Origin of the sequence: Thermovibrio ammonificans HB-1 (genome assembly GCF_000185805.1) — a bacterium.
Classification (GTDB): domain Bacteria; phylum Aquificota; class Aquificia; order Desulfurobacteriales; family Desulfurobacteriaceae; genus Thermovibrio; species Thermovibrio ammonificans.
In genome coordinates, this window is sequence record NC_014926.1 from 369,969 (window position 1) to 392,125 (window position 22,157).

General features: G+C 52.8%; 27 protein-coding genes. 15 read left to right on the forward strand and 12 right to left on the reverse strand.

Going from position 1 to position 22,157, the window contains the following annotated elements; genetic code table 11:
* The first annotated feature begins 8 nt into the window (after positions 1 to 8).
* Entirely contained in the window at positions 9 to 515 is a 507-nt protein-coding gene (locus tag THEAM_RS02080; RefSeq protein WP_013537161.1) for a RusA family crossover junction endodeoxyribonuclease, read from the forward strand.
* Positions 505 to 2,064 (forward strand): NAD(P)/FAD-dependent oxidoreductase, encoded by a 1,560-nt coding sequence (locus tag THEAM_RS02085; RefSeq protein ID WP_013537162.1) that lies wholly within the window; start codon positions 505 to 507, stop codon positions 2,062 to 2,064. Before THEAM_RS02080 ends, THEAM_RS02085 begins: the two co-directional genes overlap by 11 nt.
* Here THEAM_RS02085 and THEAM_RS02090 read toward each other — a convergent pair.
* From THEAM_RS02090 to rd, 3 genes are read right to left on the reverse strand one after another with little or no spacing between them, the layout of a single operon-like run.
* Positions 2,053 to 3,051 carry a DUF475 domain-containing protein gene (locus THEAM_RS02090; protein ID WP_013537163.1) on the reverse strand — a complete coding sequence of 333 codons (999 nt, stop codon included), beginning with the start codon at positions 3,049 to 3,051 and terminating at the stop codon, positions 2,053 to 2,055. The two genes, THEAM_RS02085 and THEAM_RS02090, sit on opposite strands and share 12 nt — an antisense overlap.
* Positions 3,026 to 4,042 carry a glycosyltransferase family 9 protein gene (locus THEAM_RS02095; RefSeq protein WP_013537164.1) on the reverse strand — a complete coding sequence of 339 codons (1,017 nt, stop codon included), beginning with the start codon at positions 4,040 to 4,042 and terminating at the stop codon, positions 3,026 to 3,028. The genes THEAM_RS02090 and THEAM_RS02095 overlap by 26 nt, the downstream gene beginning before the upstream one ends.
* Positions 4,039 to 4,215, reverse strand: coding sequence for a rubredoxin (gene rd, locus THEAM_RS02100; RefSeq protein ID WP_013537165.1), 177 nt, complete (start codon positions 4,213 to 4,215; stop codon positions 4,039 to 4,041). Before rd ends, THEAM_RS02095 begins: the two co-directional genes overlap by 4 nt.
* An 86-nt stretch (positions 4,216 to 4,301) precedes the next feature.
* On the opposite strand from rd, the gene THEAM_RS02105 reads away from it, so the two are divergent.
* The 3 genes from THEAM_RS02105 (at position 4,302) to THEAM_RS02115 (ending at position 5,742) form a co-directional block, all read left to right on the forward strand.
* Entirely contained in the window at positions 4,302 to 4,739 is a 438-nt protein-coding gene (locus tag THEAM_RS02105) for a hypothetical protein (RefSeq protein WP_013537166.1), read from the forward strand.
* Between the two features lie 2 nt (positions 4,740 to 4,741).
* Positions 4,742 to 5,029 (forward strand): DUF503 domain-containing protein, encoded by a 288-nt coding sequence (locus tag THEAM_RS02110; protein ID WP_013537167.1) that lies wholly within the window; start codon positions 4,742 to 4,744, stop codon positions 5,027 to 5,029.
* Between the two features lie 131 nt (positions 5,030 to 5,160).
* Positions 5,161 to 5,742, forward strand: coding sequence for a helix-turn-helix domain-containing protein (locus THEAM_RS02115; protein ID WP_013537168.1), 582 nt, complete (start codon positions 5,161 to 5,163; stop codon positions 5,740 to 5,742).
* Here THEAM_RS02115 and THEAM_RS02120 read toward each other — a convergent pair.
* From THEAM_RS02120 to THEAM_RS02150, 7 genes are read right to left on the reverse strand one after another with little or no spacing between them, the layout of a single operon-like run.
* On the reverse strand, positions 5,717 to 6,541 hold the full coding sequence (locus tag THEAM_RS02120; protein ID WP_013537169.1) for a DNA polymerase III subunit delta': 825 nt from the start codon (positions 6,539 to 6,541) through the stop codon (positions 5,717 to 5,719). The two genes, THEAM_RS02115 and THEAM_RS02120, sit on opposite strands and share 26 nt — an antisense overlap.
* Entirely contained in the window at positions 6,526 to 7,146 is a 621-nt protein-coding gene (tmk, locus tag THEAM_RS09640) for a dTMP kinase (protein ID WP_013537170.1), read from the reverse strand. Before tmk ends, THEAM_RS02120 begins: the two co-directional genes overlap by 16 nt.
* Positions 7,147 to 8,325 carry a cation:proton antiporter gene (locus tag THEAM_RS02130; protein ID WP_013537171.1) on the reverse strand — a complete coding sequence of 393 codons (1,179 nt, stop codon included), beginning with the start codon at positions 8,323 to 8,325 and terminating at the stop codon, positions 7,147 to 7,149.
* On the reverse strand, positions 8,325 to 8,819 hold the full coding sequence (locus THEAM_RS02135) for a cation:proton antiporter regulatory subunit (protein WP_013537172.1): 495 nt from the start codon (positions 8,817 to 8,819) through the stop codon (positions 8,325 to 8,327). The genes THEAM_RS02130 and THEAM_RS02135 overlap by 1 nt, the downstream gene beginning before the upstream one ends.
* The gene (locus THEAM_RS02140; protein WP_013537173.1) at positions 8,820 to 9,425 is read right to left on the reverse strand and encodes a Tll0287-like domain-containing protein; all 606 of its coding nucleotides are present in this window, start codon (positions 9,423 to 9,425) and stop codon (positions 8,820 to 8,822) included. It lies immediately after the preceding gene.
* Positions 9,415 to 10,230 (reverse strand): radical SAM protein, encoded by an 816-nt coding sequence (locus THEAM_RS02145; RefSeq protein ID WP_013537174.1) that lies wholly within the window; start codon positions 10,228 to 10,230, stop codon positions 9,415 to 9,417. The genes THEAM_RS02140 and THEAM_RS02145 overlap by 11 nt, the downstream gene beginning before the upstream one ends.
* The gene (locus THEAM_RS02150) at positions 10,214 to 11,128 is read right to left on the reverse strand and encodes a PSP1 domain-containing protein (RefSeq protein ID WP_013537175.1); all 915 of its coding nucleotides are present in this window, start codon (positions 11,126 to 11,128) and stop codon (positions 10,214 to 10,216) included. The genes THEAM_RS02145 and THEAM_RS02150 overlap by 17 nt, the downstream gene beginning before the upstream one ends.
* A gap of 214 nt (positions 11,129 to 11,342) precedes the next feature.
* Here THEAM_RS02150 and THEAM_RS02155 point away from each other — a divergent pair, with 214 nt between their 5' ends.
* From THEAM_RS02155 to THEAM_RS02205, 10 genes are all read left to right on the forward strand, one after another.
* Positions 11,343 to 12,719, forward strand: a complete 1,377-nt coding sequence (locus THEAM_RS02155; RefSeq protein WP_013537176.1) for a multiheme c-type cytochrome — start codon at positions 11,343 to 11,345, stop codon at positions 12,717 to 12,719.
* 76 nt (positions 12,720 to 12,795) lie between these two features.
* Entirely contained in the window at positions 12,796 to 13,698 is a 903-nt protein-coding gene (locus tag THEAM_RS02160; protein WP_013537177.1) for a tetratricopeptide repeat protein, read from the forward strand.
* Entirely contained in the window at positions 13,691 to 14,200 is a 510-nt protein-coding gene (locus THEAM_RS02165; RefSeq protein ID WP_013537178.1) for a tetratricopeptide repeat protein, read from the forward strand. The genes THEAM_RS02160 and THEAM_RS02165 overlap by 8 nt, the downstream gene beginning before the upstream one ends.
* Before the next feature lie 81 nt (positions 14,201 to 14,281).
* A complete protein-coding gene (locus tag THEAM_RS02170) occupies positions 14,282 to 14,845 on the forward strand; it encodes a cytochrome c3 family protein (protein ID WP_013537179.1) in 564 nt (187 codons plus the stop codon).
* A gap of 27 nt (positions 14,846 to 14,872) precedes the next feature.
* Positions 14,873 to 15,289, forward strand: a complete 417-nt coding sequence (locus tag THEAM_RS09385; protein ID WP_013537180.1) for a hypothetical protein — start codon at positions 14,873 to 14,875, stop codon at positions 15,287 to 15,289.
* Positions 15,290 to 15,306: 17 nt separating this feature from the next.
* Complete coding sequence (locus THEAM_RS02185; RefSeq protein WP_013537181.1) at positions 15,307 to 17,955, forward strand: molybdopterin-dependent oxidoreductase; 2,649 nt, start codon at positions 15,307 to 15,309, stop codon at positions 17,953 to 17,955.
* 87 nt (positions 17,956 to 18,042) lie between these two features.
* Positions 18,043 to 18,408: a chaperone NapD gene (locus THEAM_RS02190; protein ID WP_013537182.1), complete on the forward strand. Its 366-nt coding sequence runs from the start codon at positions 18,043 to 18,045 to the stop codon at positions 18,406 to 18,408.
* Positions 18,389 to 19,063, forward strand: coding sequence for a 4Fe-4S dicluster domain-containing protein (locus tag THEAM_RS02195; protein WP_013537183.1), 675 nt, complete (start codon positions 18,389 to 18,391; stop codon positions 19,061 to 19,063). The genes THEAM_RS02190 and THEAM_RS02195 overlap by 20 nt, the downstream gene beginning before the upstream one ends.
* Before the next feature lie 11 nt (positions 19,064 to 19,074).
* Positions 19,075 to 19,938 carry a 4Fe-4S binding protein gene (locus THEAM_RS02200; protein ID WP_013537184.1) on the forward strand — a complete coding sequence of 288 codons (864 nt, stop codon included), beginning with the start codon at positions 19,075 to 19,077 and terminating at the stop codon, positions 19,936 to 19,938.
* Positions 19,939 to 20,020: 82 nt separating this feature from the next.
* Positions 20,021 to 20,275, forward strand: coding sequence for a hypothetical protein (locus THEAM_RS02205; RefSeq protein ID WP_013537185.1), 255 nt, complete (start codon positions 20,021 to 20,023; stop codon positions 20,273 to 20,275).
* Here THEAM_RS02205 and THEAM_RS09390 read toward each other — a convergent pair.
* Together THEAM_RS09390 and argJ are read right to left on the reverse strand one after the other, a co-directional pair.
* Positions 20,263 to 20,997: a type III pantothenate kinase gene (locus THEAM_RS09390; protein ID WP_013537186.1), complete on the reverse strand. Its 735-nt coding sequence runs from the start codon at positions 20,995 to 20,997 to the stop codon at positions 20,263 to 20,265. The genes THEAM_RS02205 and THEAM_RS09390 overlap by 13 nt on opposite strands.
* The gene (argJ, locus tag THEAM_RS02215) at positions 20,978 to 22,150 is read right to left on the reverse strand and encodes a bifunctional glutamate N-acetyltransferase/amino-acid acetyltransferase ArgJ (RefSeq protein WP_013537187.1); all 1,173 of its coding nucleotides are present in this window, start codon (positions 22,148 to 22,150) and stop codon (positions 20,978 to 20,980) included. Before argJ ends, THEAM_RS09390 begins: the two co-directional genes overlap by 20 nt.
* Positions 22,151 to 22,157 lie beyond the last annotated feature (7 nt).

Consider the following 22,157-nt stretch of genomic DNA (forward strand, 5'->3'; position numbering starts at 1 on the left):
GGTGAACTGTGAAGTTCAAGTTCTTTATAGTGGGGAAAATTCCCAGTAAAGCCAACTACAAAAAGATATCCCACCGGCGGGTCAACGGAGAGATAAAGCCCTTTATCGTTAACAACCCCGACGTTATAAAAGCCCAGCAGGACGCCGTTTGGCAGCTCCACAAGCAGAAAGTCGCCTACGGGCTCGATAAGTTCCCCATAGAGCGCCCCGTTAAGATATCGGTCACCTTCTACCTTACCGGAAGGGTTAAGCAGCGGGACATAGACAACGCCGAGAAGTTCGTTGGAGATGTTCTCGAGAAGGCGGAGGTTCTAAAGAGGGACTCTCTGATTTACCTGAAGGAGAGAGTTGAAAAGAGGTTGGGTATTAAGAGCTTTAAAGAGGTTATAGAGCTCGAGCTTGAGGAGCTTCCCGACTCTGCCAGACTTGAAATGGAAAAGGGTGAGCCCAACTTTCCCCCTGAGTTCTTTTCTTTTCTGAAGCTCATTAACGAGAGGTTCCCCGATGAAAGTTGAAGTAGAGGTTAAAGTTCCCGTTGACTCTACCTTAGAGGCCCAACTTGAAAAGCTCGGTTTAACCGGCGACTACACCGTTCTCAGGCGCTCCATAGACTCCCGGAAGAAGCCCACCTTCGTTTACAGGCTGCTGTTTGACCTGCCCGAGGAGAGGGCAAAGGAGCTAATCTCCTCGGGGGTTGCCAGGGAGCACAAGCCCGTTCCCGACTTTACCGTGCCCAAGGTCCCAAAGAAAAAGAGGGTTCTGGTTGTGGGTGCTGGACCGGCGGGGCTGTTTGCCGCCCTTACCCTTGCCCGGGCCGGCCTTGAGGTTGTGGTTGTAGAGCGCGGAAAGCCCGTAGAGGAACGGGTTAAAGACGTTTCCCGCTTCTGGAAGTATAGGAGGCTGAACGAAAACTCAAACGTTCAGTTCGGCGAGGGAGGAGCAGGAACCTTCTCCGACGGGAAGCTGACAACCCGGCTGAAGGACCCGAAGAAGCACTTCGTTTATAAGGTTTTGGTAGAGTGTGGAGCCCCCGAGGAGATACTCTACTCCAGCAAACCCCACCTTGGAACCGACAAGCTGCGGGAGGTTATTCCGAACCTGAGGCGGAAGCTCTCCTCTATGGGGGTTGAGTTCAGGTTCTCCACTCTGCTCGGCGGCCTTGAGCTTGACTCCGGCCGGGTTGTAGAGGCCACCTTTACGGAGCTTTCCTCCGGCAGGAGTTACAGCGAAGAGTTCGACTTTTACTTTCTGGCAGTGGGAAACGGTGCAAGGGACACCTTCTCCCTGCTGAAAGAGGCCGGCGTGGCCCTGGAGGCAAAGCCTTTTGCCGTAGGGTTGAGGGTTATCCACAGGCAGAAAACCATTAACCGCCTTCAGTACGGCCGCAGGTGGTTTAAGAATCCGAAACTGCCCCCGGCAGATTACGCCTTTACCTTCCGCTCAAGCAGCGGCCGGGGAGTTTACACATTCTGTATGTGTCCCGGCGGCTACGTTATCTGCGCCTCGTCGGAGAAGAACACCGTTGTGTGCAACGGCATGAGCAACTTCGCCAGGGACAGCGGCTACGCAAACAGCGCCGTAGTTGTTCAGCTCTTTCCCGCAGACTTCGACAACGACCCCTTTAAGGCCATAGAGTTTCAGAGGGCCCTTGAACGGGCGGCTTTTGTTATGGGAGGCGGCAACTACGCCATGCCGGCCCAGAGGGTGTGGGACTTTCTGGAAGGGTGTAGCTCCTCGGAGCTCATAGAGGGCGGCTACATCCCCGAGATAAAGGGCGCCAGACTCGACAGGCTCCTGCCGCCGGAGATATCGGTTCCCCTTAAGGAGGCCTTTAGCTACTGGAGGGAGCGTTACTCTTTCTTCGTTCCCAGCAACGCAACCCTTGTAGGGGTTGAAACGAGAACCTCGTCTCCGGTGAGAATCGTAAGGGACGAGCTTTTCAGAAGCGTGAGTGCCGGGAACCTCTACCCTATAGGGGAAGGGGCCGGCTACGCCGGAGGTATAACGAGCTCGGCTGTAGACGGTATAAACGCGGCCGTTGCCCTTGTTGAGTCACTCCTTTAGCATCGGCTCGGTCCGCTTTACAGAAGAGTAGAGGGACGAGAGTATGAAAAGGAGCGCAACCGAGCTGATAACCGGCTCTGGGATGTGGATGAAGAGCTCAAGGAGCATCATTATGCCCAATCCCCCTATTCCCCAGTGGGCGCCGTGCTCAAGGTAGGGAAGCTCTTTTAGCTTCCCGCTCTCTACAAAGTAGAGGGTTAGGGTTCTCAGTATGAAGGCTCCTACGGAAAGGCCCACGGTGATGATTATCAGGTTTTTACTTATTGCAAACGCCCCTACCGTTCCGTCCAGTGAGCAGGAGGCGTCGAGGAGTTCCAGGTAGATGAAGCTTCCCAGCCCTGCATCTACGGCGCCCCCGTGCTCCTTAAAGTACTCTATGGCCCCCTTTATAAAGTGAACCACCTCAAAGAGCAGTATCCCGAGTATCAGTGCCAGTATGATGTTCGGCTCCCTCTTCAGGTAGCCTACTGTGAATATTACGGAGAGGGCTATTATCAGCTTAACCTCTCCCATTTTGGCAGCCTTAGAGGCCATCTCCTCCAGCTTCCTTATCCAGAAGAGCTCTTTGCCTGCGTCGAAGAGCCAGTTTATGAACACCATCAGCAGGAACGCTCCGCCGAAGGCGAGGATGAGGGGTTCGGCGTGTTCAAGGTGGTGGGCGTACTTCTCCGGCTCTTTAAAGGCCAGCTCTACGACTTTCGTTACCGGCAGACCTGCCGTAACCGCCACTATCAGAACGGGAAACAGGAACCTCATTCCGAAAACGGCGATTACCATGCCCCAGGTGAGGAAGCGCCGCCTCCACAGCTGGGACATTCCCGCCAGTATTACGGCGTTCATTACCGCGTTGTCGAAGGATAGGGAGATTTCAAGGAGCGAGAGTGTGGTTCCCTCAAAGACCCCTTTAATTCCCATGTAGGCGAACTCAATCACCCAGCTGACGGCGAAGATAACCAGAAACTCAGCCAGTAGCCGTTTTAACTTCAACCCCTTCCTCCTTTCTGCTGCCAGATTCTACCAGCCTCAGGAGCTCACCTACTACCCTTTCGGGTTCGATGTTAAAGCATCGTCTGTGGGTACAGCTCGTTTTACCGTGTAGGGAGCAGGGGGAGCAGGGAAGGTTTAAGGTTACGGCCACCCCTTCGTCGGGGTAGGGGGCAAACCCGAATGCCGGGTGTGTGGGGCCGAAAACTGCAACTACCGGCGTTTTTACGGCCCTTGCCATGTGAACTACGGCCGAGTCGTTGGATATCACTCCTTTTACAAGGCTTAGTAGGGCAAGGCTTTCGCTGAGTGAGAGCTTCCCACACAGGTTCTCCGCCCCTTCCTCTTTTAGGGCTTCGCCCAGCTCAAACTCCTCTCTTCCTCCAACCACTAAAACCGTAAACCCTTTGCTTTTAAGGAGCTTCACAACCTCCTTAAACTTCTCTACCGGGTAGCGTTTCCCCTCCCACTTTGCCCCCGGTGCAACTGCAACTGCGTTCCCCGCCGGGAGGAGCTTCTTAACTTTGTTCAGCTCCTCTTTTCCCGGGTAGAGCTTCGGCCTGAGACTCTCGGCCCCTATGCCGGCCCTTTTCAGGGCCTCTCCGTAGAGCTCCGGCACGTAGAGCCACTTTGCCTTAAACGGCTTAAAAACAACCATGAGCCGCCTGAGCAGGGCCCTCTTGGGATATACAAACACCTTTGCCGGTATAAACGGGCGCATGAGTTTGGTTCGGAGGTTGTCCTGGAGGTCGAAAACGGCGTCGTAGCCTTTTAGGCCCTCTGCGAAGCTTTTGAGGTTTGAGAGGCCCCGAAGCTCCTCCCTGGAGGTCTCTAACACCCTGGAAACTCCCGGGTGGTTTCTGAAGAGCTCGCCAAAGGGCCTGAAGGTTAAAAACTCCACCCTGTAGCCGGCCCGTTTCAGGGGCTCTATAACGGAGCTTGCCAGAACAACGTCTCCCAGGGAGGAGAGCCTTATTACCAGGGCCCTTTTCATTCGTCTACTGGTTCGAACTTATCCTTTGTGGCTCCGCACACCGGGCACACCCAATCTACGGGCAGTGCCTCAAAGGGCGTTCCCGGAGGGATGTTGTTCTCGGGGTCTCCCTCATCTACGTTGTAGATGTAGCCGCAAACGGTGCAGCGCCAGAGCTTGTGTCTTACTTCCACCTTCTCCTCCTGAGATTTTAAAAGTTCCCGATGGTGACTCGGGACTATCTTAAAAATTAGGCCTTAAACCGTTTTTAGGAGTTGCTATGAAGAGCCCGGTGAAGAAGGCGGAGCTCGCTCCGGAGGTGAAGCTCTTAAAACCCCTGGCCCCCATAAGGCGCTTTGACGTTTTTGCCGAGTGGAACAGGCTTAAAGCCCTGAAAGAGCTCGGCTTTACCGAAGATGACGCAAAGGCCTACGGGCTTGCAGTGGCCAAAGTGGTTGCCGCCCGCAAATTCTACGGTCACAGGATAAAATACAAGGGGGCAACAAAGGCCTTCGTTGAGGGTAGAACAAAGGAGAAGTGGTGGGAGAAGCTCGCCTCTGCCGCAGAGTTCGACGAGAAGATAGTCAACAGGATGGGCAGGGACTTTTACGAGAAAGTCTTCTCCCCCACCATAGAGAGCCTCTACGAGCAGGGTAAGAAGTACGAAGAGATAAGGGATACGGTTAGACAGGAGTGGAACAAGCTGCTGAAGGAGTAGCCGTGGCTTCGGTTATCGGTTACCTCGAGCTTGAGCTCTACATACCGCAGGCCCACTCCCTTAAAGAGAAGAGGGGGGTGGTTAAAGGGACGGTTGAGAGAATAAAGAAGAAGTTCAACGCCTCCGTTAGCGAGGTAGACGCCCAGGACAGCTGGCAGAGGGCCGTGATAGGGGTTGCCGTGGTCGGGACCAGCTCTAAAGTTGTAGACGCCACTTTAGAGTCCATAGTCCGCTTTATAGACGAGCTCTACCCCGGCCTCTTAACAACTTACCATAAGGAGCTCCTCTGATTTGGTATAGAATAAACTGCTAATTTGCCGGTTGAAGCCCTGTTAAGGCTAAAAAACTCTTCGGTTTTACTTTTTCGGTTGAAGCCAAAAACACGGTTCGGCTTAACTACAAGGGTTAGGGGTTGAATTAGATGGTAAGGGTAAGCGTTTCGCTTTACAACAACCTCCTTGAAGAGGCGTTTGAGGGTTTCTTAAAAACTTTAAAAGAAATTAAGGTTGTTCCTACTCCGGACGAGGGGGAGATATTCCTCTTTGATAAATCGGGAATCATAAATTTCGACCTCCGCGCTCTCTCGGAAAGGGGGGTAAAACACCTGCTTGTAGACACCGGAATCGGTGAGGAGGAGCTTCTGTTCCTCGTTATCAACTTCCCGATTTCGGGCGTCATCTCCCCGGATACAACAAAGGAACTGCTCCTCAAGTGTTTTAACGCAGTTTTAAGGGGAGAGAAGTGGTTTAAGAGGGAGCTTCTCAACCTCATCTCCGGCAGCAAGGGCTCGCTGAAGATAGACTCACTCTCCGATAGGGAGCTGAAGGTCCTCTCCCTCCTCGTTGAGGGTAAAACAAACAAGGAGATAGCCCGGGAGCTGGGGATATCGGAGCAGACCGTTAAGTACTACATAAACCAGCTTCTCAAAAAGGCAAACTGCTCAAACAGGGTGAACCTTGTAAGCCTTTTCAGCAGGATTATCCACTACGTGAACTGCCGGTGATGAGCTCTAAAACCATCCACTCTACAACCGACTGAGGTTTGCCGTAAAAGTTCAGAAACTCCCTGGCTCTCTGAATCACCTCCTCCAGGGCCAGCAGGGAGCCCTCCTCCCGGATGTAGTTCTCGAGGGCCTGGAGGAAGAGCAGGGCCTCCTCCCTGCTTACGCTGCTGAACAGCTCCCCCAGGGGGACCACTTCCCGTGCGGGCTTGGGGCCCTTTACCGCCTTTAGAAAAGCCTCTACCAACTGTGGAACGTTGCTCTCGCTCAGCCTCAGGGCAAGGCCCACGCTCCCGCCGGCCAGCTTTACAACCCTCCTGTCGGCCTCAACCCCCAGCCTCTTCAGTGCGTACTCTACGCTCGTGTCGGGGAGCCTGGAGAACCGGAAAACCTTACACCTTGACCTTATGGTCGGCAGAACGGCCACCTCGCTGTTTGCCACCAGAATCAGGTAGCCGTACTCGGGGGGCTCTTCAAGGGTTTTGAGAAGGGCGTTTGCCGCCTCGCTTCTCATCCGGTCGGCCATGTCTATAACCGCCCCCTTCCCCCTTCCCGAAGAGGGTTTTGTAAAGAGCCAGCTCGAAAGCTCCCTCACCTCCTCAACGGTGGGCGGCTTTTCCTCCCCTACCACCTTTACCTCAAGGGGAGAGCCCGTTATCGCCTTTAAAACTTCTACGGCAACCGTTTTCTTCCCCACTCCCTCCGGGCCTACAAAGAGGGCGCTCTGGGGGAAGAGTCCCCTCTCTACGAGGCTCCTTATCACCCCCAGGGTTTTAGAGTGACCCACTACTTGGCTGAACACCTTAGCCTCTCTTCGATTACCCTTTTCACCCTTTCAAACACTTCGCTTACCGTGCCCCGGCCGTCTATAACCGCAACTCTTTCGGGCTCTTCCCTGGCGATTGAGAGGAAACCCTCTCTTACTCTTCTGTGGAACTCTAAAGGCTCAGACTCCATTCGGTCGCGGCTCTTTTGGGCTATCCGCCTGAAGGCCTCCTCCACCGGCAGGTCTATGAGGAGCGTCAGGTCCGGCTTTAGGCCTCCGGTGGCCTTCCGGTTCAACAAGGCTACAAACTCCCTGCTGAGCCCCCGGCCGAAGCTCTGGTAGGCAAGGGTGGAGTCTGTGAACCTGTCGCATATCACAATTGAACCTTCCTGCAGGGCCGGCTTTATCAGGTTCTCAACGTGAAACGCCCTTGCCGCCTCGTACAGAAAGAGCTCCGCCATAGGCGGAAAACGCTCCTCCCAGCGTTTTAAGAGCACTTCCCTCACCTTTTCTGCGGCCGGTGTTCCCCCCGGCTCCCTGGTTAAAACCGAAGTGTAACCCCTATCCAGCAGCCACTCGTAGGTTAGCCGAGCCTGGGTGCTCTTCCCGCACCCTTCTATCCCTTCAAAGGTGATAAACATCTAATCCCCCAAGAGCTGCGATTTTGAGAGCCTGCTCTTCCTCTTTTTCTTCTTCCTGAACAGCAGGTTCAGTATTTTGCCGGACTCCTTTACCGCAAACGAACCCAGTATCGACGAGGCGAGAACGTAAACGGCGGTTATGGGAACCAGCTTGGGAACGGTTGCTGCAACCAGTATGGAGAACTCTCCCCGGGGCAGCAGCATGAGGCCCGCCGAAACGCCCCTTTTAAGAGAGAGCCCGTAGAGCTTCCCGGCCGCAACGCCGGTTAAGAGCTTAGTCGCAAATGAGGCAACAATAAGCACCCCGAGGGGCACAATGAGCGATGCCTCCATCTTGCTCAGGTCTATCGAGATGCCGAACGTCAGGAAAAAGAGCGCCCCGAAGAGGTCTCTGTAGGGTATTACTACCTGCTCAACGCTCTCCTTGTGGGAGGTTTCGGCAAACAGGGTGCCGGCGGCAAACGCTCCTATGGCCTCGGAGAGGCCGAACCCCATTGCCACCTCTACGAACGCAAACAGAACCGTTCCCACAAGCAGAACCAGGAACTCCGTTGCCGTTCCGTACTTACCTATTACAACGTCGACCACCTTGTTGAAGTTCTTTATGAACACAACGGCGAAGAAGATGAACAGGGCAATCTTAATCACCACCTTTAAAACTGTCACGGGGTCTGCACTGCCCGTTGTAGAGATGTTTACCAGAACCGCCAGAAGGGTTGCCGCGGCTATGTCTTCGAATACCAGTATGGCCAGAACCGGCTCAACTTCCGGGTTGGCCAGCTTCTTAAGGTCTATGAGGAGCTTAGAGACAATTGCCGACGAGCTGGGGTAGAGAATCACCGCAAGAACAAATGCCGTAAAGGGGTCGAACCCCAGGGCAGCCGAAACGGCCCACAGGGGAAAGAGGTTAAGGGTTAGGTCTACAATTCCAACGGAGAGTATGTTCTTGAAGTTCTTCTCCATCTCCGCCAGGGAGAACTCGAGCCCTATGTAAAACAGAAGCAGTATCACTCCGAGGGCTTCAAATACTTTGGTTTCCCCGGCGTGAACGAACAGCGATACACCAATCCCCGCCAGTATGTAAACCGGTATGACGGGAAGCCTGAGCTTGTGGGCAACGAAGTAGGAGGCGAGCAGGGCCCCGGTAAAGAGGGCAAGGTATGTTGTAAAGTGGGCCATTACTCCCTCTTCTCTCCCTCTACGGCCTTAACGAACTTCTTTATGTTCTCTAAGGTTCCCACCACAACCAGCGTGTCTCCGGGCTCAATAACAAACAGGGGCGACGGGGAAACTATCACGTTCTCGTCCCTTATAACTGCCACGATTATCACGCCGAAGCGCTTCCTGATTTCCAGCTCTTTGATGCTTTTGCCCACAAGGAAGGAGTCTTTCGGAACTTTTATCCACTCGAAGGCAAGGTGTTTCATCAGGAAGCCTATCTTCTCCTCGTCGGAGGTGGGCTGGAAGAGTGCACCCACGAGTATAGTTCCGAGGGTACGGGCCTCTTCGTCTGTAAGCTCTATCACCGCCGTGGGCTCCTCGCTGTCCTCTTCGAAGTAGTAAATCTCCCGCTTGCCCGTGTAGTGGATTACGACAACTATCGTGTCGCCGTTTTCTGTTTTCATGGAGTACTTCTTCCCTATGCCGGGAAGCTCACCCTCTTTAACGAACATCTACCCCTCCTTAAGTGCCTTTTCGGGAATTACAACTTTAAACACACCCCTTAACTGTCCCACCTTGTAGCCGAGGGCCCTGTCGTAGGGGTACTTCTCCCGAAGTATCCTTAAAACCTCCGGGTCCATGTGGCGCGGGTCGCCGTGGCAGTTAAGGCAGAAAGCACCAACTCTGATGGGCTTGTAGTAGATGAAGTAGGTCTCTGTGCCCTTTTTAACCTTCACCACTTTGTAGGGGGGAAGTTTACCCTCCTTTAACTTCTCTTTGAAGTAGTTAATCACCTTCAGGTCGAGGGGTGTGGGCCTATCTTTTGGGTTTCTGAACTTGTCCGAAACTCTGCTCACCTTTACGAGAACGAGCTCCCTGTTTACCTTCTCGGTGAGCTCCTGGGCCTGCCGAGAGCAGAACTCGATTGCGCCGGGCAGCCCTCCCTCTTTAAGGGCCATTCCGAGGTTCCTCTTCAGGGTTGCCATCAGCTTTCTGCAGGCGGCGTTTCCGAGCTTCACAACTTCCTTCTCTTCGCTCTTTGTGGGCTGTTGGGGCTGGTGTACACACCCGGCAGCCGTAAAGAGCAGGCAGCAGGTCAGGAGAGCTTTAAGCCTCATCTTTAACCTCCCTTGCGATTGTGAGCGTTCCGCAACCGCCGAGTTTGTCGCGTCTGAACCTGTTGCTTAGAGTTACCCTCACTCCCAGCTCCCTCAGCTTCAGGAACGCCTTTTCGTACTCCTCTTCAGAGAGGCCCTTAAACGGCAGCCCTTCAACCTCGTTGTACGCCATGAGCATAACGGTGAAGCGGTGCCTCTTTGCAAGCTCGGCAAGGAGCTTCAAGCTCTCTTCGTCGTCGTTCACCCCTTTTATGAGCAGGTAACCCAGCTGGAACCTCTTCCTCCTGCTTGAAGAGCTCCTCTCAAGGTGCTCTTCAACAACTTCCAGCACCTTCTCTATCGGCTGCTTCAGCTTAAACAGCCGCTCCCTTATGTGGGGCTTAACCGCGTGAACCGAAATCGTCAGCCCGTTGTGGGGGGCTTCAACCAGCTTCCTAAAACCCTCAAGGTCGCAGCCTGTAGAGCTTACCGTAACCTTTAGCCCTTCCTTTTTAAAGCGTCCTATCGCCTCAACAACGGAGTCTGCGTTAAGGGCCGGCTCTCCTATGCCGGCTATCGCAATACCCCTTATCGGCAGTTCCCCCTTTAAAAGGGAGTACTGGGCGTATATCTCTTCGGCAGAGAGGTTTCGCTTCAGCCCCTTAAGCCCCGAAGCGCAGAATGCGCACCCCACCGGGCAGCCCACCTGGCTGGAAACGCAGAGTCGCTCTCCCTTGTAGAAAACCGACTCTACCCTGTAGCCGTCGGCCGTTTCGTATATGAAGAGCCTGTTTAAGGGGCTTTTAAGCTCAGTGGTGATTCTCATCGCCTATTACCCCTGCTTTGAAGAAGCACTTGATTCTGTCGTCTGCTTTCTCCTTCAGTTTGTTAACGTACTCCTCCCACTGCTCCTCTGTTACAAAGAGCCTCAGCGGAACGGCCACCTTCCCCTTTTCGGGAACTTCAACCACTACGGTTTCAAGGGGCACGTTTATATCGACAACAGTTCCCGCCCCCTCGGGGGTTTCAACCTGCTGGCCCACCTCGGGGAGGAACTGCCTGATGTAGTAGTTCGCCTCTTCAAACTTGAGACAGCACATTAGCCTGCCGCACGTTCCCGACAGCTTGGCAGGGTTCGGGGGGAGCCCCTGGAGCTTGGCCATATTAAGGGAGATTGAGCTGAAGCACTCGAGGAACTCTTTGCAGCAGCAAACCCTGCCGCACATTCCTACGGCGCCTATCATCTTCACTTCGTCGCGGACCCCTATCTGCTGAAGCTCTATTCGCGTTCTGAAGTGGGAGGCAAGGTCCCTGACCAGCTGGCGGAAGTCAACCCGGGACTTTGCCGTAAAGTAGAAGACTATCCGCTCCCTCTTTAAGGTTGTGTAGGCTTTAACCAGCTTCATCTCGAGTCCGTGTTTTAGAACTTTCCTCTTGCACACCTCCAGGGCGTCTTGGGCAAACAGCTCGTTGTCTACAAAGCGGTTTCTGTCTTCGGCGGTTTCCCGGCGGAGGGCTTGGTAGAGCTCCTCTTCTTTAACTCCAAACTTCTCCATGCTCTCTTTATCGAGCTCGTAAACTTTCAGTACTTTAACCAGCTCCTCTCCCCTGTCGGTTCTGACAACTATCCAATCTCCGTAGTTTAAGGGCAGAAGCTCCTCTTTACTCTTTGCGAGCCCTACCTTCTCCGTGTCGGGGTACTTGAACTTTATCACCTGGGTCATCTTCCGCTCCGGTTCTATATATTTATTAAGGATTAAGAAGTGCGTGGTATATAATCTATACGCCGAATGAAGTCTATGGGGGAGGTGCGAGAATAAGAAATTCCTAATCTACTTCCTAACGAATAAAACAATAAACTCTTGACAACCAATTGGCGCTGAGTATAATAAAACTTTAGAAATAAAAGGGAAAACTCCAAGCCTAAGGAGGGAAACCATGAAGGGGAAGCTCAGCAAGCTTCGCACAGGGCTGCTGGCGGTTACCTTCGCTGCAGCAGCAGTGATTGGTCTTAATACTACCGACGCCAGCGCAGCCCTGAGGTACATCTCTAAGGAGTCCCAGGCGTGCCTCGGCTGTCACAAGGGCATGAACCCCGCTCTTGTTCAGCAGTGGGCTACCAGCAAGCACGCCGATGCCGGTGTTGGCTGTTACGAGTGTCACCAGGCCAACAAGGGCGACAAGGACGCCTTCCAGCACTTTGGCTTCACAATCTCCACAATCGTATCTCCTCTCGACTGTGGTAAGTGTCACCCCAAAGAGGAGAAAGAGGTTACCGAGTCCCACCACGCAAAAGCTGCCCAGTTCGTTGGTTCTCTTGACAACGTTCTCGGTAGGATTGTAGAGGGTGAGCCTCTCTTCAACCTCGGTTGTGCACAGTGTCACGGCCGTACAATCCCCGTTAAGAACGGCCTCCCGATTCTTGGACCGTGGCCCAACGAGGGTATCGGAAGGGTTAACCCCGACGGCTCCAAGGGTAACTGTGCTGCTTGCCACTACAGGCACAGTTTCAGCCTCAAGCAGGTTCGTGAGCCCGGTACTTGTGGTAAGTGTCACCAGGGTCCCGACCACCCGCAAATCGAGATTTGGGAGCTCTCCAAGCACGGTATCGCTTACAAGGCTCACCTGTCTGAAATCGAGCAGACCCTCGACAGGGCTAAGTGGGTTCTCGGTGAGGACTACTACCAGGCTCCCAACTGTGTAACTTGCCACATGGGAGCTTCTGTAACCGGTGCTAAGCCGACTCACGACGTAGGTGCAAGGCTCTCCTGGACACTCAGGCCGCCTATCTCCAAGCACAAGCCCAACTGGCAGGCTAAGCGTGCCGAGATGAAGAAGGTTTGTGCAGCTTGCCACCAGAAACTCTGGATAGATGGTTTCTACTACCAGTACGACCAGCTTGTTGAGCTCTACAACAACAAGTTTGCTAAGCCTGCCGCAGCCATCATGAAGTTCCTCAGGCAGAACAAGCTCATCGACCCGATTCCGTTCAACCAGAAGATTGAGTGGGAGTACTTCCTCCTCTGGCACCACGAAGGTCGTAGGGCAAGGATGGGTGCTTCTATGATGGCTCCCGACTGGACCCACTGGCACGGTCTCTTTGAAGTTGCTTACAACTTCTACTTCAAGCTCCTCCCCGAAGCCGACAAGATTGTTGCCGAGAAGGGCAACAGGCGTGTTAAGAGGGAGTGGGCTGAGTTCAAGAAGAAGCTCTTCTCCAACCCGTACCACAAGTGGTTCCACGAGTTCAACAAGGAAGAGCTCAGGAAGATTGCAGAGTTCTACGTCAAGCGTTACGGAGAGGCTGCTCAGTAAGCCTTTATACTCTTTCTGGGAGGGCTTCGGCCCTCCCTTTTTAATTTCCCCCCTATACAACCTCTGGAGGTAAAAATTGAAAAAGAAAATTCTCCTTCTGACCGCCGCTCTTTCCGTTTTTACAGCTTCCTCAGGTTTTGCAAAGCCCGCCTCCTTTGAAAAACAGATAGAGAAAAGGCTTCAGTGCCCTAAAGATTTCCTTCAGAATCCGCCCCTTTACTTCTACTGCATTTATAGGGATTACCACAATCACAAGTACGACGACGGTATAAAAAAGATAAAACTGGCCCTTAAAGAGGTTGAGCCCATTTTAAAGGAAAATCCAAACAAGCCCATTCCGAATGCAAAACAGAAACTCGGAAGTCTTAAAGACCCCCGGGCCTTTAAAGTCGCCTCCGACCTTCACATGCTTTTGGGTATGTTCTACTACAAGAAGGCAATGAACCTGAAAGATACTGCAACCTCTAAGGTGTTCCGTAAGTTCTACTCAAAACTTGAGAAAAAGGGCTTTAACTTCTTCCAGGTTAACGAGCTTATGACCCTTTACAGTATGAAGAAGCTCTTCCCCGAAAATATGACAAAAGAGCGAGAGAAGAAGTATCGGGAACTTTTAAAGAAAATGGGCCTTAAAGAGTCCGACCTTGATAGGCTTATGGAAGAGTCTCAAGCCGCGGCTGAGCGTGTAGATAAAGAGCGTCTTTCCCTCCTTCAGAAGGCGGTTCAGGAGCTTCAAACTGCCGTGAAGCTCGACCCGAACAACGCCGAGGCCTACTACCAGCTTGGTAACTTCTACAGCGGAGCCATGTCTGAAGATATGCCCGAGGCTTCTGAAGCCGCAGAAGAGGCCTACTACAAGGCGGCCCTTATACTGAAGAAGGAAGGGGATACTGCCGCCTACAAGGAGGTTGTTAAAAGGCTCAAGCTGATGAACCCCAACTCTAAATACCTTAAACTGCTGGAGAAAAACGGCAATGCGTAAGTTTGTCGCTCTTGCCCTTACTGCGTTTGCGCTGGCTTCCTGTGCAACAACCTCTCCAAAGAACGAAACCGCCAATAACTACCTTCCCCCTCCACCCCCTCAAACTCCCCTCGACAGAAAGCTTGCAGGTTCAATGCCTCAGGAACTCCCCCTTTCTGCTCCTGTGAATCCCAATTCATTGGATAAGTGTACGAGATACTTGCTCTTTACAGACCAGTACATTTCGGCTGCTGATTACCCGGAAGCTGAGGAAGAGTTACATAAGGCGGAGGCTTACTGCTCTCCTAACGACCCGAGGCTTAACTATATGAGAGCGGTTCTACTTGATAACGACGAAAAGTACAAGGAAGCTTACCACTACTACTACCTTGCGGCTAAAGGATATATAAAAGAGGGTAAACTTGACGAGGCGTTCAAGTGTTATTCTGGTATGGTGTCGATTAACCCTAACGGCAAAGAAGTGAAGGAGCTGAAACACTATTTTGAAGACGAAGACTATTAGTGATTTCTTTAAAACTACAAAACTATGGTAAAATTGTTGCCTGAAATAAGGAAGTTTTAATATTAGGGTTAGGAGGTAGAGGTGGCGGAGAAGAAGGCCTTTGTAGTAGGTGCCATTGTCGGAGCTGTTGTTGCAGGCGTTGGTGCCCTTATAGCGGCCCAGATGATAGAGGAGACCTCAACGCCTGAGTTCTGTAGCTCCTGTCACGAGATGAAGCCCATGTACGAGACCTGGAAGACCGGACCCCACGGTCCCCTCGGGAACAAGAGGGGGGCAATAAGGGCTGCGTGTACCCAGTGTCACCTGCCCCACGGAAATGTTGTAACATATCTTGTAACTAAGGGTATGTCCGGAACGAGAGACTTCATCGGTCACATCTTCCACGGAGGCTGGGTTAACGACCCGGAACACTGGATAGAGAAGAGACAGGAGCGTGAGCGTTACGTATTCGTGTCTAACTGTGAGCACTGCCATGTGGCACTGCCGGACAACATCATGCACGAAAAGCTTAAGGCCGGCGAGATTAAGGGCGACTGCCTTACCTGCCACTGGTATGTCGGCCACGGATTTGACTTAGAGCAGAAGTTGAAGGAATATTTTAGTAAGAAGGGAGAGAGTGAAACCACTGGAGAGGCTCACGAGTAGAACTGAAATAAAACGGGGAGGTGCAAAGTGAAGGTAAAGACCCTAGCACTACTGGCAGGCCTGATGGTGGCAGGCTCAGGTCTTGCCATGGCAGACCAGCACCCGGTTCCACCGAGCGTTATAGCCAAGCTTCCGCCTCAGCAGCAGCAGTGTAGGGTGTGCCACGAGAAGGTAACCCCGAAGGTTTACCAGCAGTGGGCACACTCCAAGCACGCCATAGCTAACGTAAGGTGTTTCCAGTGCCACGGAACTTTCAGCGACTTCCACAAAGTTCCGCCCATTACCAAGTGTATGGCTTGCCACTACCAGGAAGTGGTGACCATGCAGGAGAAAGCGCCTAACTTTAAATGTTGGACCTGCCACACACCGCACGTGTTTGAGTTCCACGGTAACGGCGTTAAGAACATCAAGAACGCCAAAGAGTTTAACCCGGCTCAGTACTAAATCTTAAGGAGGGTACGATGGGAATTGGAAGGAGAGACTTCCTCAAAAAGAGTGCTGCTCTAACGGCAGCTTCTCTTGTTGGGGTTAACCTAAAGATAAAGGCAGACCAGCTTCCCACCTTTGAAGAGGCCAAGGCCGAAGAAAACCTTATGAGAATTCCCGAGGAGGTTAAGAAGTCTCCTGCTTACAAGAAAGAGGGAGGTTACACCTGGGTAAGGGGTGTTTGCCGTTTCTGCGGAACCGGGTGTAAGGTATGGCTCGGTTTCAGGAACGGAAAACCTGCAGTAATCCGCGGTGAGCGCCACTCCCAGATTAACTTCGGCTTCCTCTGCATGAAGGGAATGCTCTTTTACAAGCTCTTCAGGCACCCCGACAGGCTTACCCAGCCCCTCTACAGGAAGAGCAAGAAGGAGCCCTTCAGGCCTATTTCCTGGGAAGAGGCTTACAACATCATTGCCGACGAGATGATTAAAGCTATGAAGAAGGGAGAGTGGACTCCCTTCGGTTGGTCCGGCATTGCCTACTACGGTTCCGGTCAGGCCCTTACGGAAGAGACCTACCTTTTCCAGAAGCTCTTCAGGTGCATCGGAACCAACCAGGTAGAGGGTAACCCCAGGCTCTGTATGGCATCTGCGGTTGGTGGTTACCTTACATCTTTCGGAACAGACGAGCCTGCAGGTGGTTATGCAGACCTCGACAAGGCTCAAACCGTCTTCATCATAGGTTCCAACACTGCAGAGTGTCACCCGATTCTCTACCGCCGTATTATGCACAACAAGCTTGCAAGGCCCAACGAGTACATGGTAATTAACGTAGACCCGAGGATTTCTCCCACCTCTAAGATTGCAGATATCCACATGCAGTTTAAGCCCGGAACAGACCTCGCCCTTCTCAACGCTATAGCCCATGTAATCGTTAACGAGGGCCTCTACGATAAGGAGTTCGTGAACAAGTACTGTGCTTTCCACATCTACACCAAAGGAAAGGACAAAGTTCCCCTTATCGGTCACCAGGTATCCTTCGAGGAGTACAAGCGTTTCCTCCAGAAGTACACGCCCGAGTACGCTGCTCAAATCTGCGGCGGGAACATCACTCCCGAGATGATTAGAAAGGTTGCAAGGCGCTTTGCAACCACAAGAACGGTTTCCATATGGACAATGGGTCTCAACCAGAGGACCCGCGGTGTATGGGCAAACAACCTGGTAACCAACCTCCACCTCCTTACAGGTAACATCTGCAAGGACGGTGCAGACGCCCTCTCCCTTACTGGTCAGCCCAACGCCTGTGGTGGTGTTCGTGAAGGTGGCGGTCTGTGTCACATCCTTCCCGGTCACAGGTTTGTTAAGAGTGCCCACGACAGGCATCAGCTTGAGAGAATCTGGGGCGTTCCTCAGGGAACCATTCCTCCCAAGCCCGGTTACCACACTGTAAAGATGTTCTCTGCTTGCTCCTACACCGAGGAGGACAGGAAGAGGTTCCCCGGCCTCAAGAAGATTTATTTCATGTGGATAGAGGAGACCAACCCGCTGCAGTCTCTCCCCAACCTTAGGAGGTTCCGTGAAGCCTTCCGTAACAGGGAAGACCTCTTCGTTGTTGTAAACGACATCTTCCCCACAAGGACAACCGAGTTTGCAAACCTCATTCTTCCAACACCGTTCCACTTTGAAAAGACAGGTGTTTACGGATGTACCGAGCGCCGTTCTCAGCTGACACCTGTTGCCGTTAAAGCTCCCGGACAGTGTAAGCCCGAGCTTCAAATCATCGTTGAGTTTGCTCAGGTTCTTGCCAAGAAGCTCAGGCGTGAGCGTGACCCGAGGATGAGGCAGCGTGCCCACACCGTTTACCAGTGTGTAGCTCCGTTTATAGAGGCTGCCAAGCGTGACCCCTGGTGGGAGCTTGCTAAAGAGGTTTGGAGTGAATACGCCGGTAGGGTTACGAAGGGGCAGGACAACGACCTCTCCGGAGCCACCTACGAAGTTCTCCTTGCAAGGCCCGACGGCGTTCAGTGGCCTGCACCTACAGTTGAGATTGCAATGAAGGGCGGAACTCTCAGAAGGTTCGTTGTTGGTAAAGACCCGCTTGCTACCAAGTTTGCCAAGGAGTGGGGTCTCACCGACTGGAAGGTTGTTGACTACGGCCACCTCCACAAGGACCATAAGTTCTGGATTTGGCTCAGGCCTTACAAAGGTCCTGCCGAGCCTCCAGATGCCGAATACCCGTTCTACCTCTCTACAGGCCGTGTTATCGACATGTGGCATACCGCTACAATGACCGGCCGTATCCCCGAGCTTGCAAACGACTACCCCTACGCTTGGGTAGAGGTTAACCCGAAGGATGCTCAGCGTCTCGGCATTAATCCCGGCGACCTCGTTCTCATCGAGACCCGTCGCGGTAAGAACATCATTCCCGCCCGCATCTCTACCGACGAAGGCCCGATGGAGGGTATGGTCTTCGTTTACTGGTACGACCAGGAGAAGCACAGGATGATTAACTACTGTACCATTGATGCGTTCGATCCCGGCTCTAAGCAGCCCGAGTTCAAGATTTGTGCTTGCCGCATTAAGAAGTATGCTCCTGCTCAACCCCTCAAGCAGTACCTTGTTAAGCTTGAGAAGGTTAGGGGCGGATACCTCCACAACGCCGAGCTTGACCCGAACGAGGTTTAATGGACACTTTGGCGGGGGCTCTGCCCCCGCTTTTCTTATTCCCTTTTGATTCAATTTCCCGAATATAATAAAACAGCGAGGTGATGTATGCCCATAGTCAGTTGCGTTGTTACCGCAGAGCCCGATAAGGGGTTTCAGGTTGAGAGGGCGTTACTTGACATTCCCGGTGTGGAAGTTTACGGCGGAGAACTAAAGGAGAAAGATAATGCATACTACATAATAGTTGTTTTGGATGCTGAACGATATGAAGAACTTGAGGAAATTGAAAAGAAGATAAAAGAGATAGACGGCGTTTTACAGTTAGCTGTTGTTGAAGCTTACTTCCTCGATGAGTTTGAAAAGATAGAGAGGGGAGAGCTGCACCCCGGTAACCCGTTCCACGGCCTAAAAAGGGCGGAAAAGAAGGCGGAGAAGATGTGGTTTGGAGAAGACGATGAAGGAGAAGAGAACTAACAGAAGGGAATTTCTAAAAGTTACCCTCGGTGCCTTTATGGCCGGAACTCTCTTTAACTCCTGCGACCTTTCAAGGTTGAAAAACCCGAAAACGATGATTAAATCGCCGATAGGCCCCAACATCCTAAGGCCTCCCGGTGCCGTATCTGAAGAACACTTTGCCCAAAAGTGTATAAGGTGCGGTAGGTGCGGAGAGGTCTGTCCTTACCACTGCATTAAGTACTTTGACGTTAAAGAGGCCGGTGTTTTCTCCGGAACCCCTTACGTTGCCGTTCTTGAAAAGCCCTGCTACCTCTGTATGAAGTGTGTTTACGTCTGTCCTACCGGCTCCCTTGTTCCCTGCGCCAAGGAAGATGTTCGTATGGGAGTTGCGGTTATCAACAGGGAGATTTGCGTAACGTGGCAGCAGGATAAAACCGGGCTTATGTGTAAAACCTGCTTTAGCGTCTGTCCCTTCTCCGGGGTTGCAATTAAAATCGATCACGACTTCAGGCCTTACATAGTAGAGGAGTACTGTACCGGCTGCGGAATCTGCGCCTACTCCTGCATTGCCGATACCTGGCCCGAAAACCACGGTAAAAAGGCAATCACCATAATGCCTATTAAGTGGAAGAAGATTAAGGAAATCAAGCTCTCCGATATTAAAAAGGCGTAGCGGGGTGGACTGTGGCAAAGAAACCTTTCTTTAAACGGATAACCCTCTGGCGCTACCTGTTTCTTCTGGTCTGTTTCGTTACTGTTGTGGGAAACCCGTTCCTGAACTACAAGTGGGATATTAACTTCGTTCAGGGTTGGTTTCAGTCCCTCGGGGTGGGCAACCTGTGGGTTGTTTCCCCTCTGGAAGGTGTAGAGTCAATCCTTACGGCCAAGGCCTTTTACATGCCCTCTCTCGTGGGAATGGTTATTCCGGTTGCCCTTGCTTTTCTGATGGGTAGGGTTTTCTGTAGCTGGATGTGTCCTGTTGAGTTCCTCTCTATGCTTACCGACAAGGTACTCGGCCTCGTTCCCAAGTGGGGAAGGAAGCTGAAGTACAGGCCCGACCTTCTGCGCCTTGCCAAGAGGACCCTCTGGTTTGCCCTCATAGCGGAGCTCCTGGTTACTATGATTATCGGCTACCCGATGTTTGTGTGGTGGTCTCCGCCGGGTCTGATAGGTAGGGAGACTATGTTTTACGTTTTCTACAAGCACATTACCGTTGAGGTTTGGATAGTTGTTGTTGTTCTGCTGATGAACCTGTTTACCAGGCGCTTTTTCTGCAGGTACCTGTGTCCCCTCGGGGCTACTTTGGCCCTTATAGGCAAGTGGCGTCAGCTCGTTATCAGGTACGACGCCTCAAGGTGTGTAGGGTGTAAGGTGTGTGATTCCCGCTGTCCGATGGGGATTAAGCCCAGTGTAGGCGAGAGCCAGAGCGTTTACTGCTGGAACTGTGCTGAATGTGTGGACTCCTGCCCCACAAACGCCCTCAACTTCGTCTGGAGGGACGACGGTATTGTGAGGGTGAAGGTGGCCCCTCAGCAGGCCGGGAAGTAGGATTAATTTTTTATAATCTTTGACAGTTCTACACAATTTCCATAAATTAAGAGCTGCTAAACTACCGTTAAGGAGGAAGAGGATGAAAAGGTTCTTAGGTGCTATGGCGGTAGTTGCACTGCTCGCAGCTCCGGCATCTGCCGGCGTATGGGAGTCCCAGTGCGCTTCCTGCCACAACGGCAGCCTTGCTCCGAGCGCCGCTCAGCTGAAGGCCAAGTTCAAGACTCCTCAGGCTTTCGTTAAGGCTGCTCAGACAACCAGCAACCCGATGATGGCCGCAGTTAAGGGCAACGTTGCCGCCCTTAAAGCTGCTGCTAAGGAGCTCTACGGCAAGTAAACTGTAGGGGGGATTTTCCCCCCTTTATTGAGCAGGTAGAGCGTAACAATTCCCCGTAGAACTAAGCCCTCTACCAGCCTCCACCCGGTTACACGGCCCACATCTTTGGCGGCACCTCCCGTCAGGAATACCCTGTTTGGCTCTATGCCGATGTGTTCCACTACCGCTTTTACGGCCCCCACCGTTGCCGCAAGTATTCCGGCAGATATGCACTCTCTGGTAGACCTCCCCGGTTTTAAGGTTTTGAACTCTTTAACTTCAGGTAGCAGGGCGGTCTTTTCTCTTAAGGCCTCTGCCATTGTGTAAAGGCCCGGGAGTATGTAGCCTCCGACAAACTCCTTCTCCTTTACTGCGTCTATTACGGTTGCCGTTCCGCAGCTTACAACTACGTAGCTTTCAAAGTGGTGCAGGGCGCTCATTGCCGCCAGCCTGTCGGCCCCCATTTTGGAGCCGTAGTTTACGTTTATCGGGAGCTTTTGGGCCCGGGAGACTGAAAAGCTCTGGGGAAAGAGCTTGTCTATGAGTCGGGATACTTCGGGAACAACCGAGGCGTAGGCAAGGGGGGTGCCGGAAAGGTTTTTAAGTTGGAGGGGAAGCTCCTCGGAGGCTCTTGCCGTAGGAACGGTAAAGAGGGAGAAGAGCTTCCCCCCTTCAAACAGGGCCGCCTTTACCGCCGTGTTCCCTACGTCGAGGACAACCAGTTTACGTTCTGTACTCTGCATTTATTCTCACGTAGTCGTAGGTTAGGTCGCAGGTAAGGTAGGTGAAGGAAAAGCTCCCCAGGTTGAGGTTTAGCCTTATTACAACCTCTTGGCTCTCCTTCATGTAGTTGGATACCGCCTCTTCCGAGAACTCGGCTCTTCCCCCTTTAAAGAGCAGGTAGGAGCCGAAGTAGAGCTCCGTCTGCTCCTCTACTATGCCCGCTCCTGCAGAGCCGGCCGCGGCGAGCACCCTGCCCCAGTTGGGGTCGTTCCCGAAAACGGCCGTTTTAACAAGGGGCGACAGGGCTACTTTCCTCGCCACGCTCCTTGCCTGCTGCGGGCTTTCCGCTCCTTCAACTACAACCCGTATGACCTTTGTGGCGCCTTCGCCGTCTTTTACTATTTGGTAGGCGAGTTTTTCGAGTACTTCGGTAAGGGCAACTTTAAATAGCGAGTAGTTCTCCTCGGTTATTTCCACTCCGGACTTTCCGGTGGAGAGGAGGAAGACGCAGTCGTTTGTGCTCATATCTCCGTCTACGGTGATTGCGTTGAACGTTACCTCTACGGCCTCCTTTAGGGCCCGCTGAAGCAGCTCTTTGGGAACCTTTGCGTCTGTTGCAACGAAGGAGAGCATTGTGGCCATTGCAGGGTCTATCATTCCTGCCCCCTTTGCGATTCCGCCGACCACAAAGCCCGAGCTCTCTTTGAATGCCAGTTTGGGGAAGATATCGGTTGTCATTATCGCCCTTGCGGGCTCTTCCCCTTGGGCCTTTCCGAGGTTTGCCACCGCTTGGGCTATGCCGGTTCTGACTCTATCCATGGGCAGCGGCTCTCCGATTACTCCCGTTGAGGCCACCAGGAACCTTCCCTTTCCTGTGAGCTGAGAGGCGAGTGAGGCCATTTCCAGTGCGTCTTTTATCCCCCTTTCGCCTGTGCAGGCGTTTGCGTTGCCGCTGTTTGCCACAATGCCCGATACCTTACCGCTGAGCTCCATGCTCACCTTTACCGGTGCGGCTTTAACGTCGTTGGTTGTGTAAACGGCTGCAAACTCTGCCGGCTCCTCGGTTACAACAACGAGGAGGTCGGGCCTCTCCTGGGGTTTGGCGGTTTTTTTTATGCCGGCCCTTGCAACTCCGCAGGTTATTCCCGGAACTTCGGCAATTCCTTTAGCCATAGTGCCT

What these genes read in the sequence shown, in the direction of transcription:
- THEAM_RS02085 (WP_013537162.1), top strand. Translation starts at nt 505, where the DNA reads ATGAAAGTTGAAGTAGAGGTTAAAGTTCCCGTTGACTCTACCTTAGAG.
- THEAM_RS02095 (WP_013537164.1), bottom strand. Translation starts at nt 4,042, where the DNA reads ATGAAAAGGGCCCTGGTAATAAGGCTCTCCTCCCTGGGAGACGTTGTT.
- THEAM_RS02105 (WP_013537166.1), top strand. Translation starts at nt 4,302, where the DNA reads ATGAAGAGCCCGGTGAAGAAGGCGGAGCTCGCTCCGGAGGTGAAGCTC.
- THEAM_RS02115 (WP_013537168.1), top strand. Translation starts at nt 5,161, where the DNA reads ATGGTAAGGGTAAGCGTTTCGCTTTACAACAACCTCCTTGAAGAGGCG.
- tmk (WP_013537170.1), bottom strand. Translation starts at nt 7,146, where the DNA reads ATGTTTATCACCTTTGAAGGGATAGAAGGGTGCGGGAAGAGCACCCAG.
- THEAM_RS02130 (WP_013537171.1), bottom strand. Translation starts at nt 8,325, where the DNA reads ATGGCCCACTTTACAACATACCTTGCCCTCTTTACCGGGGCCCTGCTC.
- THEAM_RS02135 (WP_013537172.1), bottom strand. Translation starts at nt 8,819, where the DNA reads ATGTTCGTTAAAGAGGGTGAGCTTCCCGGCATAGGGAAGAAGTACTCC.
- THEAM_RS02140 (WP_013537173.1), bottom strand. Translation starts at nt 9,425, where the DNA reads ATGAGGCTTAAAGCTCTCCTGACCTGCTGCCTGCTCTTTACGGCTGCC.
- THEAM_RS02145 (WP_013537174.1), bottom strand. Translation starts at nt 10,230, where the DNA reads ATGAGAATCACCACTGAGCTTAAAAGCCCCTTAAACAGGCTCTTCATA.
- THEAM_RS02150 (WP_013537175.1), bottom strand. Translation starts at nt 11,128, where the DNA reads ATGACCCAGGTGATAAAGTTCAAGTACCCCGACACGGAGAAGGTAGGG.
- THEAM_RS02155 (WP_013537176.1), top strand. Translation starts at nt 11,343, where the DNA reads ATGAAGGGGAAGCTCAGCAAGCTTCGCACAGGGCTGCTGGCGGTTACC.
- THEAM_RS02165 (WP_013537178.1), top strand. Translation starts at nt 13,691, where the DNA reads ATGCGTAAGTTTGTCGCTCTTGCCCTTACTGCGTTTGCGCTGGCTTCC.
- THEAM_RS02185 (WP_013537181.1), top strand. Translation starts at nt 15,307, where the DNA reads ATGGGAATTGGAAGGAGAGACTTCCTCAAAAAGAGTGCTGCTCTAACG.
- THEAM_RS02190 (WP_013537182.1), top strand. Translation starts at nt 18,043, where the DNA reads ATGCCCATAGTCAGTTGCGTTGTTACCGCAGAGCCCGATAAGGGGTTT.
- THEAM_RS02195 (WP_013537183.1), top strand. Translation starts at nt 18,389, where the DNA reads ATGAAGGAGAAGAGAACTAACAGAAGGGAATTTCTAAAAGTTACCCTC.
- THEAM_RS02205 (WP_013537185.1), top strand. Translation starts at nt 20,021, where the DNA reads ATGAAAAGGTTCTTAGGTGCTATGGCGGTAGTTGCACTGCTCGCAGCT.
- THEAM_RS09390 (WP_013537186.1), bottom strand. Translation starts at nt 20,997, where the DNA reads ATGCAGAGTACAGAACGTAAACTGGTTGTCCTCGACGTAGGGAACACG.
- argJ (WP_013537187.1), bottom strand. Translation starts at nt 22,150, where the DNA reads ATGGCTAAAGGAATTGCCGAAGTTCCGGGAATAACCTGCGGAGTTGCA.